The 14018-nt window shown below is 70.3% G+C and carries 15 protein-coding genes; 9 read left to right on the top strand and 6 right to left on the bottom strand.

Translation table 11 applies throughout. The features are described 5' to 3' along the window. Positions 1–44 precede the first annotated feature (44 nt). Positions 45–2384 carry a ComEC/Rec2 family competence protein gene (locus ABD286_RS04105; protein WP_344190542.1) on the top strand — a complete coding sequence of 780 codons (2340 nt, stop codon included), beginning with the start codon at positions 45–47 and terminating at the stop codon, positions 2382–2384. A gap of 3 nt (positions 2385–2387) precedes the next feature. Here ABD286_RS04105 and ABD286_RS04100 read toward each other — a convergent pair whose 3' ends face one another. Both ABD286_RS04100 and ABD286_RS04095 read right to left on the bottom strand, forming a co-directional pair. Further along, complete coding sequence (locus tag ABD286_RS04100) at positions 2388–3317, bottom strand: LysR family transcriptional regulator (protein ID WP_344190539.1); 930 nt, start codon at positions 3315–3317, stop codon at positions 2388–2390. An 85-nt stretch (positions 3318–3402) separates the two neighbouring features. Next, a complete protein-coding gene (locus ABD286_RS04095; protein ID WP_344190538.1) occupies positions 3403–3720 on the bottom strand; it encodes a hypothetical protein in 318 nt (105 codons plus the stop codon). Between the two features lies 1 nt (position 3721). On the opposite strand from ABD286_RS04095, the gene ABD286_RS04090 reads away from it, so the two are divergent. From ABD286_RS04090 to ABD286_RS04070, 5 genes are read left to right on the top strand one after another with little or no spacing between them, the layout of a single operon-like run. Next, positions 3722–4132, top strand: a complete 411-nt coding sequence (locus ABD286_RS04090) for a DUF6318 family protein (RefSeq protein ID WP_344190536.1) — start codon at positions 3722–3724, stop codon at positions 4130–4132. After that, positions 4087–4740 carry a hypothetical protein gene (locus ABD286_RS04085; RefSeq protein WP_344190534.1) on the top strand — a complete coding sequence of 218 codons (654 nt, stop codon included), beginning with the start codon at positions 4087–4089 and terminating at the stop codon, positions 4738–4740. The genes ABD286_RS04090 and ABD286_RS04085 overlap by 46 nt, the downstream gene beginning before the upstream one ends. Continuing rightward, positions 4737–5054, top strand: a complete 318-nt coding sequence (locus ABD286_RS04080; protein WP_344190532.1) for a hypothetical protein — start codon at positions 4737–4739, stop codon at positions 5052–5054. The genes ABD286_RS04085 and ABD286_RS04080 overlap by 4 nt, the downstream gene beginning before the upstream one ends. Before the next feature lie 33 nt (positions 5055–5087). Continuing rightward, positions 5088–6368, top strand: a complete 1281-nt coding sequence (locus ABD286_RS04075) for a patatin-like phospholipase family protein (RefSeq protein WP_344190530.1) — start codon at positions 5088–5090, stop codon at positions 6366–6368. Between the two features lie 48 nt (positions 6369–6416). Beyond that, positions 6417–7307: an NAD-dependent protein deacetylase gene (locus ABD286_RS04070; protein WP_344190528.1), complete on the top strand. Its 891-nt coding sequence runs from the start codon at positions 6417–6419 to the stop codon at positions 7305–7307. Here the strand turns inward: ABD286_RS04070 and ABD286_RS04065 are convergent. Then, positions 7288–7896 carry a class I SAM-dependent methyltransferase gene (locus ABD286_RS04065; protein ID WP_344190526.1) on the bottom strand — a complete coding sequence of 203 codons (609 nt, stop codon included), beginning with the start codon at positions 7894–7896 and terminating at the stop codon, positions 7288–7290. The genes ABD286_RS04070 and ABD286_RS04065 overlap by 20 nt on opposite strands. Positions 7897–7914: 18 nt before the next feature. On the opposite strand from ABD286_RS04065, the gene ABD286_RS04060 reads away from it, so the two are divergent. Beyond that, a complete protein-coding gene (locus ABD286_RS04060) occupies positions 7915–8439 on the top strand; it encodes a GNAT family N-acetyltransferase (RefSeq protein ID WP_344190524.1) in 525 nt (174 codons plus the stop codon). Between the two features lie 3 nt (positions 8440–8442). Here the strand turns inward: ABD286_RS04060 and ABD286_RS04055 are convergent, their stop codons facing one another. Further along, positions 8443–9327, bottom strand: a complete 885-nt coding sequence (locus tag ABD286_RS04055) for an SGNH/GDSL hydrolase family protein (RefSeq protein WP_344190522.1) — start codon at positions 9325–9327, stop codon at positions 8443–8445. A 261-nt stretch (positions 9328–9588) separates the two neighbouring features. Here ABD286_RS04055 and ABD286_RS04050 point away from each other — a divergent pair, with 261 nt between their 5' ends. Further along, positions 9589–10002: a DUF4259 domain-containing protein gene (locus ABD286_RS04050; RefSeq protein WP_344190520.1), complete on the top strand. Its 414-nt coding sequence runs from the start codon at positions 9589–9591 to the stop codon at positions 10000–10002. Between the two features lie 30 nt (positions 10003–10032). Here ABD286_RS04050 and ABD286_RS04045 read toward each other — a convergent pair whose 3' ends face one another. Both ABD286_RS04045 and lexA read right to left on the bottom strand, forming a co-directional pair. Beyond that, complete coding sequence (locus tag ABD286_RS04045; RefSeq protein WP_344190518.1) at positions 10033–12423, bottom strand: FdhF/YdeP family oxidoreductase; 2391 nt, start codon at positions 12421–12423, stop codon at positions 10033–10035. A 207-nt stretch (positions 12424–12630) separates the two neighbouring features. Continuing rightward, complete coding sequence (lexA, locus tag ABD286_RS04040; protein ID WP_056915027.1) at positions 12631–13356, bottom strand: transcriptional repressor LexA; 726 nt, start codon at positions 13354–13356, stop codon at positions 12631–12633. A gap of 239 nt (positions 13357–13595) precedes the next feature. On the opposite strand from lexA, the gene ABD286_RS04035 reads away from it, so the two are divergent. After that, complete coding sequence (locus tag ABD286_RS04035) at positions 13596–14015, top strand: LysM peptidoglycan-binding domain-containing protein (RefSeq protein WP_344190515.1); 420 nt, start codon at positions 13596–13598, stop codon at positions 14013–14015. The last annotated feature ends 3 nt before the right edge of the window (positions 14016–14018 follow it).

Below are 14018 nucleotides of genomic sequence, written 5' to 3'. Positions count from 1 at the left end.
CGTCGTCCCCTTCGTCGTCGACCTTCCTGGGTCAGCCCAACTCCTTGGACCTGCGGTTGCTGGTCCCTGCCGTGGTCGCGTGGTCGTTCACGGCAGCGGTCCTCGCCTGGCCGGTGGCCGCCCTGCTCGTCGTGGCGGCAGGAGCGGTGGGCTGCGCCGCCGTGGTGATGACCCTCGGCGGCCGAGGGCGGGGCCGCTCGCCCGCGCGGACGGTGGTGGGACTGTGCCTGGCCGCCGTCGCCCTCGTCGGTGTCTCGACGGCTGGGCACACGGCAGCTCGGACGGCTGGGCCGCTGACCTCGCTGGCGCGGGCCCACGCGGTGGTGACCGTCGAGGGGGTGGTCGCCACCGAGCCGACGGTCCGCACCCTGCCGGGGCGGGACACCGTGCTGGTCCGTTTCCGGCTCACCGCCACCGAGGTCTCTGCTCGCGGCACCCGGTCGGCGGTTCGGACCCCGGTCCTCGTGATGGCCGACGAACGATGGCAGCACGTCCAATGGCGTGAGGGCCTGCGCGTCAAGGGCAGGGTCGTCCCCGCCGAGGGCGGTGACGACGTCGTCGCGGTGATCCGGCCGATGGGCGGCCCGGTCTCCACCCATCGACCGGGACCGGTGGAGCGCGGGGCGGAGCATCTCCGTGCCGGGCTGCGCGAGGCCGCCGAGCCGTTGCCTCGGGATGCGCGAGGCCTGTTGCCTGCGCTGGTGATCGGCGACACCAGCCGGACGCCCCAGGACCTCACCGACGCGATGCTCGCCACAGGGATGACCCACCTCAGCGCCGTCTCAGGGAGCAACGTCGCCATCGTGCTCGCGTTCGCCCTGGGCGCAGCCGGGCTGCTCGGCGTGGGCCGTCGATGGCGACCGCTCGTCGCCGGGCTCGCGCTGGCAGGTTTCGTGGTGCTCGCGAGACCAGAGCCCAGCGTGGTCCGAGCCGCGACGATGGGGGCGATCGGCCTGATCGGCCTCAGTCGATCGCGCCGGGCCGCCGGCATCCCGGTCCTCTCGTCGGCAGTGCTGGTCCTGCTCGTCGCCGATCCCTGGTTGTCGCGCTCCTACGGTTTCGCACTGTCGACGCTTGCCACCCTCGGCCTGCTCGTGTTCACCCGGTCGTGGGGTCGGGCCATCGGGCGGCGGCTGCCACGTCGTATCCGCTCGTGGGGTCCGGCGATCGCGATTCCCGTTGCAGCACAGGCGATGTGCGCGCCGGTCGTCGTCCTCCTCCAGGGCAGCGTCTCGGTGGTCGGGGTGTTCGCCAACCTCCTCGCTGCCCCACTGGTCGCGCCAGCCACGGTCACCGGCGTCGCGGCAGCCCTCGTCGCACCCTGGTGGCCCTGGGGCGCCACCGTCCTGTGCTGGCTCGGCGCACTGCCCACCCAGGGCATCGCGTGGGTCGCACGCACCTGCGCGACCATCCCGGGCGGGACCCTTCCGTGGCCCGACGGCGCTCCCGGCGCGGTGCTCCTGGCGGCGGTCACTGCACTCGTCATCGCGTCGGGACGCTGGTGGGCCCACACGGCCCGCTCGAGGCCGGTCGCGATGCTGTCAGCCGCGTTGCTGGTCCTTGCTGCAGCGGCGCCGACCTCGTCCGCGACGTGGCCTGCCGAGGGCTGGAGGTTCGTCGCGTGCGACGTCGGGCAGGGTGACGGGTTGGTCCTTGCCACCACGCCTGGCCACGCGGTGCTCGTCGATGCCGGTCCCGACCCGGCTGCGATCGACGCGTGCCTGCGACGGCTCGATGTCGAGGTGCTCGACTCGGTCGTGCTGACGCACTTCCACGCAGACCACGTCGACGGGCTTCCGGGAGCCATCGCTGGGAGGGAGGTCCGTGAGGTGCTGGCGACCCCGGTCCGCGATCCCGACCACCAGTGGAAGGAGGTGCAGTCGTGGACGCGGGCACGCGGCATACCCCTCCGGGAGGTGGCCGTGGGGGACCACCTGGCCTGGCCCGGCGTGACGGCCCAGGTGTGGTGGCCGCAGCGACGCATCTCCAGCGGGTCGGTGCCGAACAACGCCAGCGTCGTGCTGGCCGTCCGCTCGGGTCCGGTGGACCTCCTCCTGCTCGGCGACGTCGAGCACGAGGCTGCGCACGCGGTGCTGCTGGCGCTGAGGCGGGACCCGCAGTGGCAGGCGCAGGCCGGGGAGTTCGACGTGGTCAAGGTTGCCCACCACGGCTCCGGCAACCTCGACGAGGAGCTCATGGCGGTGGTCGCTGCGCCGTTGGCGGTGATCAGCGTCGGCAAGGACAACGACTACGGCCACCCGTCACAAAAGGTGCTGGAGGTGTTGCGGCGCAACGGTTCTGCGGTGTTCAGGACCGATCAGCGCGGTGACGTCGCGGTCGTCGCCGACGAGGGGGCGGTGGGGGTGACGTGGCGGAAACGGTGAGCGTCAGTTGCTGGCGAGGACGCGCGGCTTGGCCTTCGCTGCCTCGCAGAGGGCGTCGATGGTGGCCTGGACCGCGGGCACCCGCTGGAGGTCAGCGGTGGTGACGACGCTGATGGTACGGCGCGAGGACGGGGTGATCGGAAGCGTCACCACGTCGTGGTGGTTGGCCGTGCGAAGGATCAGGTCGGGGATGAGCGCGACGCCGAGCCCCTCGGCGACGAGGCCCAGGACCGCGACATAGTCCTCGGTCTCGAAGCCGACGTTCGGCGTGAAGCCCTCGTTGGCGCACATCTGCAGGAGGTGGCCGCGACAACGGGGACAGCCGGCGATCCAGTTCTCGGTGGCGAGGGCCGACAGCTCGATGCCGTCGCGATCGGCCAAGGGGTGGGTGCGAGGCAGGGCCAGCCGGACCTCGTCGTCGAGGAGCTTGTGGGTGACGAAGAGGTCCATGTCCTCCTCGCCGCGACCGACGTCGGTCCCCTCGTACGCGAAGGCCACGGCGAGGTCGCACTCCCCGGCCTTGAGTGCTGCGAGGGACTCAGGCGGCTCGCCCTCGGTGAAGGTGACCTGGACGTCGGGGAAGCGCTGCTTCACCAGGGCCAGGGCCCGGGGGACCAGCGTCGCCGAGCTGGAGGGGAACGCCATGAGGCGCACCCGCCCGGCGCGCAGGCCGGCGATCGCGGCGACCTCCTCCTCGGCTGCGTCGAGGGCGGACAGCACCGCGACAGCGTGGCGGGCGAGGACCTGACCGGCCTCGGTGAGGCGGACGTTGCGGCCGACACGCTCGACGAGGACGGTGCCGGTGCGCTGCTCGAGGCGGCGGACCATCTGCGAGATGGCGGGTTGGGAGTACCCCAGGGACAGGGCGGCGCCGGTGAAGCTTCCCTCGTCGGCGATGGCCTTCATGACCCGCAGGCCGGCAGCGTCAATCATGCCGCTGATCATAACGGGTGGTTATCGAATCCAGTAGTTGATGATGCAATGGTGATGGGTTGGTGACGAGTGTGGCCGGTGTGATCTATGGGTTCAGGGTGGTTTGCCTGTGGATGAAGATCTGGCCCAAATGGTCGAAATCCGTAGAATCCATGCGATCGGCCGCCTCAGCCGCGGCTGTTCCGTGAATCGCAAGGGGGAGTGGCGTGCACTCACGACGTGGGTACGTGGTGGCGATGGTGCTCGGGGGAGCACTCGTCGCCGGGTGTACCGATGGGAGCGATCTCGATCCGACGACGTCGTCGTCGGTCTCGTCATCGGGGTCGAGTCCGACGACGAGCTCGCCCAGCTCGACGACCAGTGCACCGTCCACGACGACCAGCAGCCCGTCGTCGGAGGCCACGGTGGCGGTCCCGCCTGCTGCGACGAAGAAGACCCCCGAAGGCGCCGAAGCCTTCGCCCGCTTCTACTTCGAATCCGTCGGCGACTCTTACGTCTCGGGTAACACGGCCCTCATAGAGAAGATGGCCGACGATTCATGCGAAGGCTGCGAAGGATTTGTGCGAGCCATCAATGACAGGGCATCGAAGGGTCAGCGGACAGACAAGTCGTCGATCCAAGTGAAGCTCGCCCAGGCCACCTCCGGAAAGGCGCCCAACCTCATAGTCGAGGTAGCGGGACAGGAAGTTCCCGTCCGTGTTCTTGACGCCAAAGGAAACGTGGTCGAAACCTCGAAGCCAGGAGTCTTTACCGCCGTCACGTCCGTGACATGGCGCGAGGGTGGCTGGCACGTCATGAAGTTCGTGGCGATCTGATGCGGCTCAAGGCGTCTCTCCTCTGCCTCGCGATCGTCGTGACTGGCGTGGTCCTTGCTTCCCCCAGTCACGCTGCCGGTAAGTCATGCGGCACGGGACTTGCTTTCGTCGACTTGGCGAACGATGCGGCGGCGGCCAAAGCTGCGTGCCAGCCAACTTCGTCGGATGACGATGCCGCCTCAGTGCAGACCGCTGCATCCAAACAGAGCAAGTACATTTACCAGGTGGTGTTGGCGTGTCGGCCGGCGCGCATCTCGGACACGGCCGGTGGTGAGGCCACTAACTGCTCGTATGCGATGACTGCGTGCTCGTTCCGCAATCCGCCGTCGGACGAGGTGCTGTACTGGGTGCAGTCGCGGCCCCGGGCCAACCCGAACGCTGCCTGGACGACCGTGAACACGATGTGCGGCCTGGATGACGTTCCGCCCGGGGTTCCTGCGCCGCCGCCGATCCCGACGTTAGGGCAGATCCAGACGGCGTTCAAGCAGCTGCCGTTCTCCAAGCCGAGGGTGGCGGTCCAGCCGGCGGGCAATGTCACCCTGGTCAACCTGCCCACCTACTACCGCGCCACCTGGCCCAACGATGCGGTCTGCAGCCGGGTGAGGTGAGCAAGGCGGTGCAGCTGTTGTCGTGGTCGGTGGAGTTCAAGATCGCGCCGCGGTCGTACGAGTTCCACTACGGCGACGGCTCGAGCAGCGGCCCCGTGACCGATGCCGGTGGGGTGTACCCGGATGGCGCGATCCGGCACACGTACGCCGAGCCCAAGGACGCAGCCAGGGTGAGTGTCGACTCCACGCTCACCGGCCAGTACCGCGTCAACGGCGGCTCGTGGACCGACATCAACGCCATCGCCGACCTGCAGAACGAACCCGTCACCACCCTGCAGGTCCGCGAAGCCGAGGCCCGGCTCGTCGAGCGCTGAGTGTCGGCGTCCTCTGGTTACATCGGATCCACGATGCACCCCGAGCCCACCGCCACCAGCCACGCCGCACATGAGCCCTTCGACGGCGACCACCCCGCGGCCGATCAGCCATCGGCTGCCGAGGGCAACCGTCGCCGCGGCAAAGCCCTGTGCCTGTCCGGCGGCGGCTACCGCGCCGCGTTGTTCCACCTCGGCGCGGTCCGGCGGCTCGACGAGCTCGGCATCCTGAGCCAGCTCGACACCATCAGTGGGGTCTCGGGTGGTTCGCTCGTCGCGAACCTCCTGGCCGATGCCCGTCTCGAGTTCCCGAGCGACCCAGCCGCAGGGGAGCGCGTGGGTGGCCTCGACGACCTCGTCGCAGAGCCGCTGCGACGACTCACCTCGCGCAACATCCGGACGGCCGCCCTGCTGAGCAAGCTCAAGCCGTGGCACTGGTTCACCGACGACGCGGCTGTTCGCGCCCTCGCCGACGAGCTGGCCGAGGTCGTCGAGTGGTGGTCGATCCCCTTGCGCGACAACGCAGTAGCCGGCCCAGCGATCATCACCGGCGCGACAGAGATCGCCTACGGCGTCAACTGGGTCTTCGAGGACCCCACCGCTCACCGCCCGCACGGCCGGGTCGGCGACTACCGCCTCGGGTATGCAGCGCCGCCGCCGTCCCTGCGCATCGCCGACATCGTGGCGGCCTCCTGCGCCTACCCGCCGTTCTTCGCACCGATGGTGTTCGACGGGGACGGGATGGCGCTCACCGGGGGACACCCGGGGCTGGAGTCCCCGCAGGAGCGGCAGCGGATCAGGAGGCACATCCGGCTCACCGACGGCGGGGTGTACGACAACCTCGGCCTCGAGCCGGTCTGGAAGTCGCACCACACCGTCCTGGTCAGCGACGGCGGCGGCGTGTTCCGGGCCCGCACCGAGCGCACGATCCACGGACGCATGCTGCGCATCCTCGGCATCGCCACCAGTGGCGGCCAGTCCGTGCGCAGCCGGTGGCTCCAGGCGGGGTACCACCGTGACGTCCTCGACGGGACCTCGTGGGCGCTCGACACCGCCGCCGACGGCTGCTACCCGCGGGAGGTCACCGAGCTCATCAACGCCGTCCGCACCGACCTCGACGCCTTCTCGACGCAGGAGCAGCAGATCCTCGAGCGCCACGGGTACATGGTCGCCGAGGCGCAGGTCTGCAGCCACGCGCCAGAGCTGATCACCCGCGACGTGCCCGCCGTTCCGCCGCACCCCGAGGTCGCCGACCCCGCCGTGGCGAGCGCGGCCCTCGAGGACTCCTCGATGCGGCGCCTGCTCGGCCGGTCGTGAGCCCGGCGCGGCTCGGCAGCCCGTGACCCGCCCACGTAACCTGAGGTGGTGACCGAGGCGACGCGTGTGGACGAGACCACCGAGCGAGGCGCCCCCGCCGAGCTCGGGGCCGGGCTCGATGCCCAGCTCGATGCCGTCGTCGACCTCCTGGCCCACGGCAACGTGCTCGCCCTCACCGGTGCCGGCATCTCGACCGAGTCCGGCATCCCCGACTACCGCGGCCCGGACGGCAAGCGCAGGGTCACACCGATGCAGTTCTCGGAGTTCGTCGCGTCCTCCGAGGCGCGCCAGCGGTACTGGGCCCGCAGCTACGTCGGCTGGCAGCGCTTCAACCTCGCCCGCCCGAACGCCGGTCACGAGGCCGTGGCAAGGCTCCAGCGCAGCGGTCACCTCGGTCCCGTCATCACCCAGAACGTCGACGGCCTGCACCAGGAAGCCGGCGCCCACGAGGTGACCGAGCTGCACGGAGCCCTGGCGCGCGTCGTGTGCCTGACCTGTGGCGACCGTTCGAGCCGGTGGGACCTCGACGAGCGCATGCGGGTCTCGAATCCCTCCTTCGAGGTGACGAGCAACGAGATCCGGCCCGACGGCGACATCGCCCTGAACGACCTCGACGTCCTCGGGTTCACCGTGCCGCTGTGCCTGGTCTGCAACCACGACACCCTCAAGCCGGATGTCGTCTTCTTCGGAGAGTCAGTCCCGAAACCCTTGGTGGAGCACTGTTTCCAGCTCACCGAGGACGCCGACGTGCTGCTCGTCCTCGGGTCGAGCCTCAAGGTGATGAGCGGCTACCGGTTCGTGCGGCGCGCCGCAGCACGCGGCATACCGGTCGTGATCATCACGCGCGGACCCACGCGCGGCGACGCGGAGGCGAGCGTCCAGGTGGATGCGTCACTCGGGCCCACGCTCAGCGCGCTGGTCAGCCGGCTGGGCGCCTAGCCACGAGCACGACGTCGATGGCGTCGCCGGCGTCGGTCGGCCTGACGACCTCCTCGCAGCGTTCCACGGTCAACCCGGCCGTCGCCGCCCGCAGCGCCTCCGCGGTGTGCAGCAACGCGGGGTCGGAGGGTCCGCCGACGCCGTCGGTGAGGTTGCGCAGGGCATGGCCCACGACGACGAGCGCGCCGCCCGGTGCGAGCCACCGTGTGGTCCGCGACAGGACGTCCTCGGGCAGGTGCAGGTACGCGACGAGCACGAGGTCGAACAGCACGTCGTCGGCGGGCTGCCACGAGCGCGCGTCGGCGACCGCCCAGTCGACCCGCAGGCCGCGCGCACTCGCCTCGGCCTCGCCCTTGCCCAGCCCGACGGCGGAGAAGTCGACGGCGGTCACCCGCCACCCCCGCGCTGCGAGCCACACCGCATGACGGCCCTCGCCCGCGCCCAGGTCCAGTGCGCGACCGCCACCGGGGCCGGTGCGGTCGGGGTTCCACCCGCCGACGATGCGCTCGACCTCCGCGTTCGGCCCAGCGCTCCAGACCCGGTCGCTCGCTGCATAGCGTTCGTCCCACCTGCGCTGCCGGTCGGTCATCCCCCTAGCATCGCCGATATGAGGCCGACCGCCACCGTGACCGACGACGCGACGACCGTCCGCGACGCCACCGAGGCCGATCTCGAGGCCATGGCGGCGATCTACGACGAGCAGGTCCGCACGTCGGTTGCGACCTTCGACACCGAGCCGCGCGGGCTCGTCTACCTCGGCGACAAGCTCGCCCACGCCGGTGGCAGCGACATCGTGCTGGTGGCCGTCCGCGCCGGAGAGGTGCTCGGCTACGCCTTCTCGGGCCCGTTCCGACCGCGACCTGCCTACGACGGGACCAAGGAGGTGTCGGTCTACCTCGGCGCCGGTGCGCGGGGCCTCGGCCTCGGGAGCCTCCTGTATGGCGCGCTGCTCGCCCGCCTCGACGACCTCACCGAGGTGCACACGCAGGTCGCGGTCATCGCGCTGCCCAACGACGCGAGCATCGCCCTGCACCGGCGGCACGGGTTCACCGAGGTGGGCGTGCTGCGGGAGGTGGGACGCAAGTTCGACCGGTGGGTCGACACCGCGTGGTACCAGCGCAGGGTGGGCTGAGGGTCAGCCGGCCGGCAGGCCGAGCAGCCGCGCGACCTCGGGCCAGACGGCGCGGGCAGTCCGTTGGTGACCAAGGACCGACTGGTGTCCGAGGTCCGACCCCAGGCCGTCAAGGGAGTCCTTCACGCGGGCGGCGGCACCGCCGTCGGTGTGGCACTGCGGGATGCCCGCGCACGCCCGGGCGAGCTCGGCCTCGTAGGCGTCCATGAGACCCGTGAGCCGGGCGACCTCGCTCGGGTTGACGACCCGGTTCGCCGAGAAGAGCGCGCAGGGTCCCGAGCCCACGAGGTCCGGCGGGGTGGTGGGCAGGGAGGCGATGGCGGCGGCATACCTCGCCGGGCGTCCCGCTCCACCCACGAGGACGACGGTGACCCGAGGGGAGGAGGTGACGAGGACGGCGACGGCTTCCCGCACGGCGGCGCGGAACTCCGCGAAGTGGTCGGGATCTGTTCCGTCACAACGGATGTCGTTGTCCATGATCTGCACCAGGGCGAGCCGTGGCGTGGGGACGATCCGCAACGCGTCCTGCGCCTGGTAGGTCAGGCCATCGGCACGGGCGCCGTTGCGGGCCGTGTTGGCGACGTGGTCACCGGTCTCGGGAAGGGCTCTGCGCAGTCGCGCGAAGACGCTGTCGACGACGGGGTTCGTGCCGGTGGCCCACGAGTTCGCGAGGGCGTTGTCCTCGGGGTTGGCCGGGTCCGAGCGGAAACCGGTCAGGCCCGAGTGGCCGATCGCGACGACCCCCACCGGGTGGGCGGGGTCACCCGTGGACGTCCCTGCCGGTTGGACGGAGGCCGTGGTGACCGTCGGGCGGGCGCCGCGGTCCGTCACGACAGGGGTGCCGTGCGCGCAGGCGACCAGGGCGACGGCGCAGGAGACGACGAGCACCACGACACCGAACCGGCGCCTGCGTGGCGCACGATGAGCAGACACTGCGTCCGGACAAGGGCGGGGTGTTCGCACGTGGTCCTCCCGAAGGATCGGGGTTCCCTGCACCTCGAGGCTAGACCCGGCGAGGCGGGACGTCCCACCCCGTCCGGACTAGTCCCGAATCGACCGAACGACCACTGGCGTGTCGTGGGGATCTGTTGGCACGCTCGTCGGGTCAGGCTGTCGAGCCGCTGCACGACCGACCACAAGGAGGCCGGTATGGGAGCTACCGGGACGGGACCGTTCGAGAACGACGACGCGCTGGACTTCCTCGATGCGCTCGAGGACGCCGGGCCGGACGAACGTCGGGCCAAGGTGGAGCACGCCATGGGCCGCGTCGTCGGGTCACGGGCCTACATCGAGGCGCCGGAGATGGCCGAGGCGATCGCCGCGGCGGTCGTGGTGGCGGCCAGCGACGACTTCGAGAGCGCGATCCGGGAGCCCTACCTGCCGCGGTGGATCGAGGACGAGCCCATCGAGGTCGACGAGGGCCTCGAGGACCTGGCCACGAAGGCGCTCCACCGCGCCCTGCGCCCGGAGGACAACGAGTGGTGGGAGCTGTGGGACGAGGCCCGCGCCACCGACGACATCACCGAGCGCCTGAGCCGGTACCTCGAGACGCTCGGCGACTGACGCGCCGTACGTCCCGAGGCACCGCTCGGGTCAGGACAGGTGCTCCGGCTGCGGCTGCTTCTTGTGGCTCCAGTCGGCGCCGGTGGCGTCCTGCGTCGCGGCGTCGGAGTCGGCGGCCGCGTCGCTCCCACCGGTGTGCTCACCGGCGGACGGCGTCAGGGACACCACGACGGACTTCGACGTGGGGGTGTTGCTGCCGATCGCGGTGGAGTCCAACGGGACCAACGGGTTGGTCTCGGGGTAGTAGGCAGCCGCCGAACCGCGAGGGGTGTCGTAGGAGACCACCCGGAAGCCGTGCACGCGACGGACGACGTCGTCCTCGAGCCACCGCGTCGTGATGTCGACGAGCTGACCGTCCTGCAGGCCGAAGGCGGTGATGTCGTCGGGGTGCAGGAAGATCACCTTGCGGCCGCCCTCGATGCCGCGGTAGCGGTCGCTGAGCCCGTAGATGGTGGTGTTGTACTGGTCGTGGCTGCGCATCGTCTGCAGCAGCACGTGACCCTCGGGGACGTGGACGACCTCGATGGGGGAGGCGACGAACTCGGCCAGCCCCGACTTCGTGTCGAAGGTCCGTGAGTCGCGCGGCGGGTGCGGCATGATCATGCCGCCGGGACGACGGACGTTGACCTCGTAGTCCTCGCAGCCGGGAACGACGCGCGAGATGTGGCGACGGATGACGCGGTAGTCGTCGCGCATCGCCTTCCACTGCAGGTCGTACTGGTCCCCGAGGGTGGCCTCGGCGATGCGGGTGACGATGTCGACCTCGGACTTGAGCTGCGGTGAGGCCGGCTCGAGCGGACCACGGGAGGCGTGCACCGAGCAGGTGGAGTCCTCGACCGAGATCCACTGGTCGCCGCTGGCCTGGACGTCCTTCTCGGTGCGGCCCTTGGTCGGCAGGATCAGCGCGGTCTCGCCACAGACGAGGTGGGAGCGATTGACCTTGGTCGACACCTGCACGGTGAGCCGGAGCTTGCGCATGGCAGCCACTGCGGTGTCGGTGTCGGACACGGCCTGGACGAAGTTGCCGCCGAGGGCCATGAAGAACTGGACCTTGCCGTCGCGCATCGCGCGCAGCGAGTCGACGACGTCGAGGCCGTGCTCACGCGGCGGGTCGAAGCCGAACTCCTTCTGGAGCGCGTCGAGGAAGTGTGCCGGCGGGCGCTCCCAGATCCCCATCGTGCGGTCGCCCTGCACGTTGGAGTGGCCACGGACGGGCAGCAGCCCGGCGCCCTCGCGCCCGATGTTGCCCTGGGCCAGGGCGAGGTTGACGACCTCCTTGATGGTCGCGACACCGTTGCGGTGCTGCGTCAGGCCCATCGCCCAGCAGTAGACCGTGCGGGTCGAGCCGCGGAGCATCTGCGCCGCCTCGGTGATGAGCTCGCGCGACAGGCCGGTCACCTCGATGACGTGGTCCCAGTCGACCGCCGAGACGTGCTCGCGCCACTGGTCGAACCCGGTGGAGTAGGTGTCGATGAACTCGTGGTCCAGCGCGTCCCACTCGACCAGCAGCGAGCCGATGGCCTGGAAGAGGGCCAGGTCACCGTTGACCTTGACCGGCAGGTGCAGGTCGGACAGGGCGGTCCCGTGCCCGATGACGCCGCTGGGCTTCTGGGGGTTCTTGAACCGCACCAGCCCGGCCTCGCGCAGCGGGTTGATCGAGATGATCTTCGCGCCGTTCTCCTTGGCGATCTCCAGGGCGGAGAGCATGCGCGGGTGGTTGGTGCCGGGGTTCTGCCCGGCGATGACGATGACCGAGGCGGTGTGGACGTCGTCCAGGGTGACGCTGGCCTTGCCGATGCCGATCGACTCCTGCAGCGCGATGCTCGTGGACTCGTGGCACATGTTCGAGCAGTCGGGCAGGTTGTTCGTGCCGAAGGCACGCACGAACAGCTGGTAGGCGAAGGCGGCCTCGTTGGAGGTGCGACCCGAGGTGTAGAAGGTCGCCTCGTCCGGGCTGGCCAGGGAGCGCAGCTCGGCGGCGATGAGCTCGAAGGCCTCGTCCCACTCGATGGGCTCGTAGTGCGTGGCGCCGGGGCGCTTGACCATCGGGTGGGTGATCCGGCCCTGCTGGCCGAGCCAGTACTCGGAGCGGGTGTCGAGCTCGGCGATGCTGTGCTCGGCGAAGAACTCGGGGGTGGCCCGGTCGCGGGTGGCCTCCTCGGCCACGGCCTTCGCGCCGTTCTCGCAGAACTCGGCCGCGTGGCGGTGGCCCACGTCGGGGTCCGGCCAGGCGCAGCTCATGCAGTCGAAGCCCTCGGCCTGGTTGAGCTTGAGCAGGGTCTGCGCGGTGCGCTTGATCCCCATGTGGTCGATGGCCCGCTTCATCGAGACCGCCACCGCCGTGGGTCCTGCTGCGTGGTCCTTCTGGCCCTTGACCCTCAGGTCTGCCTCGGAGTAGTCGCCTTCGTCGTGCTTGGCCATCGTCGAACCTCGCTGTCGTGGTGCCGGGCCGCCCGAACTGCCCCGGGCCGCACCTTTCGTGTCGAACGTACCCACTGCCGCGCCGGACCAACCACTCGGAGCCCGTCGGAGGTGGGTGTCACGCACGGAGTGCGGTGAGAACCACTCGGAGGTCGCCACGGGGGTCGGTCCGTGGCGACCTCCGAGGGAGATCGGGGTGGGAAGGTCTCAGACGCGGCGCAGGACCGCGGTGACCTTGCCCAGGATCGTCGCGTGGTCGCCGTCGATGGGCTCGAACGCGTCGTTGTGCGGCATCAGCCACACCTTGCCGTCCTTGCGCTTGAACGTCTTGACCGTCGCCTCGTTGTCGAGCATGGCCGCGACGATGTCGCCGTTGTCGGCGGTCGGCTGCTGGCGCACGACGACCCAGTCGCCGTCGCAGATCGCGGCGTCGATCATCGACTCACCGACGACCTGCAGGAGGAAGAGCTGTCCCTCGCCGACGATCTGGCGCGGCAGCGGGAAGACGTCCTCGACGGTCTCCTCGGCGAGGATCGGCACACCGGCGGCGATCCGCCCCAGGACCGGGACGTAGGAGGCCTCCGGGCGACGGTCGTTCATGCCCGTCTCGTCGAACACCGCGGTCTCGTCCTCGACGCTCGCGCCGCCGCGGTAGCCGCGCATGTCGGCCGTCGAGTCGGGGGAGACGACCTCGATCGCCCGGGGGCGGTTGGGGTCGCGGCGCAGGAAGCCCTTGCGCTCCAACGTCGAGAGCTGGTGGGCCACCGAGCTCGGGGAGGTGAGGCCCACGGCCTCGCCGATCTCGCGCAGGCTCGGCGGGTACCCGCGGCGGTCGACCGAGTTGCGGATGACCTCGAGGACCCGTCGCTGGCGGACGGTGAGACCGTCGCCCCGATCGCGGTCGGGGAGCTCCTTGACGTTGTCCTCGCTCATGCCGGTTCCTCGTTTCCGCAGGTCAGGTGGCGTCTGCCGGTGCTGATCAATGACTGCTGGGTCGTGTGACAGGGGTGACTGTCAGTGGCCTCTGATGTGCTTGAGGCATGGACACAGCGTATGGCGTTCGAACGCCAGTACCAAACATGTGTTCGAGGCGTGTCTTGCTCGGTTCGAACAAGCGTGCTAGAAATCAACCAAGAGGCACTTCGTACAACCGTTCGAAGAGCGTCGACCAGATGACCACCACGGAGGACCAGATGAGTGCAGCAGTTGCTTGGGACATCGCCCCCGCACCCGTGCGTATGCCGGTTCGGCCGGTGCGCCCGCAGCTCGTCTCGGTGCCCACGGGTGAGGACGTCGTCATCCGTCCCGCCGCCCCGTTGCGGCTTACCCGCGCCGGACGCCTGGCCGTCACGATGACCGTCGTGGTCGTCGGCGTGGTGCTGGCGATCAGCCTGCTGTCGGGCGGTGCGTCGGCAGTGGTCATCGACCACTCCACGACGGTGCAGGCCGGCCAGACCCTCTCCGAGGTCGCGGCGACGCAGCTGCCGCAGCTGCCGATCAACGAGGCCGTCGCGCAGATCCAGATCGCCAACGACCTGGCCGGGTCCGACGTGCACGCCGGTCAGACGCTGCTCATCCCCGCCGCCGGCTGAGCC

Source organism: Pedococcus aerophilus (assembly GCF_039532215.1).
In the GTDB taxonomy this organism is placed as follows: domain Bacteria; phylum Actinomycetota; class Actinomycetes; order Actinomycetales; family Dermatophilaceae; genus Pedococcus; species Pedococcus aerophilus.
Note: the sequence above shows the minus strand (reverse complement) of the source record. Positions and strands in the feature narration are given on the sequence as shown.

What these genes read in the sequence shown, in the direction of transcription:
- ABD286_RS04100 (WP_344190539.1), bottom strand. Translation starts at nt 3,317, where the DNA reads ATGATTGACGCTGCCGGCCTGCGGGTCATGAAGGCCATCGCCGACGAG.
- ABD286_RS04085 (WP_344190534.1), top strand. Translation starts at nt 4,087, where the DNA reads ATGGCGCGAGGGTGGCTGGCACGTCATGAAGTTCGTGGCGATCTGATG.
- ABD286_RS04075 (WP_344190530.1), top strand. Translation starts at nt 5,088, where the DNA reads ATGCACCCCGAGCCCACCGCCACCAGCCACGCCGCACATGAGCCCTTC.
- ABD286_RS04065 (WP_344190526.1), bottom strand. Translation starts at nt 7,896, where the DNA reads ATGACCGACCGGCAGCGCAGGTGGGACGAACGCTATGCAGCGAGCGAC.
- ABD286_RS04060 (WP_344190524.1), top strand. Translation starts at nt 7,915, where the DNA reads ATGAGGCCGACCGCCACCGTGACCGACGACGCGACGACCGTCCGCGAC.
- ABD286_RS04050 (WP_344190520.1), top strand. Translation starts at nt 9,589, where the DNA reads ATGGGAGCTACCGGGACGGGACCGTTCGAGAACGACGACGCGCTGGAC.
- ABD286_RS04045 (WP_344190518.1), bottom strand. Translation starts at nt 12,423, where the DNA reads ATGGCCAAGCACGACGAAGGCGACTACTCCGAGGCAGACCTGAGGGTC.
- lexA (WP_056915027.1), bottom strand. Translation starts at nt 13,356, where the DNA reads ATGAGCGAGGACAACGTCAAGGAGCTCCCCGACCGCGATCGGGGCGAC.
- ABD286_RS04035 (WP_344190515.1), top strand. Translation starts at nt 13,596, where the DNA reads ATGACCACCACGGAGGACCAGATGAGTGCAGCAGTTGCTTGGGACATC.